This is a genomic window from Hyphomonas atlantica corrig. (assembly GCF_000682715.1).
GTDB lineage: Bacteria > Pseudomonadota > Alphaproteobacteria > Caulobacterales > Hyphomonadaceae > Hyphomonas > Hyphomonas atlantica.
The window spans coordinates 1-228 of sequence record NZ_AWFH01000060.1; the positions used below are offsets into that span (position 1 = coordinate 1).

Annotated in this window: 1 protein-coding gene; it reads right to left on the bottom strand. The window is 60.1% G+C overall.

From position 1 onward, the window contains the following. Positions 1–23: 23 nt before the first annotated feature. Positions 24–228: integrase core domain-containing protein (locus HY36_RS18695; protein ID WP_146739643.1), on the bottom strand; the 205-nt coding region annotated here is incomplete at its 5' end.

Sequence of the window (228 nt, forward strand, 5' to 3'; positions counted from 1 at the left end):
GGTCTGGTGGTCCGGCCTTGGCGTTAAAATCCAGTGGCGATTTTGACCTTGCCACCATGGCATAGGCCGGCGTTACGGGCAAACTCGTCGGGAGATTGCCCATTGTGAGCCATGTGAAGCCGGCTCTCATTGGAGTCGCGCCTCCACGCCTCGATCAGCCGCCTTGCCTCGGCCAAGGAGGCGAACCAGTTGATGTTGAGGCACTCGTCCCGGAGCGATCCATTGAAG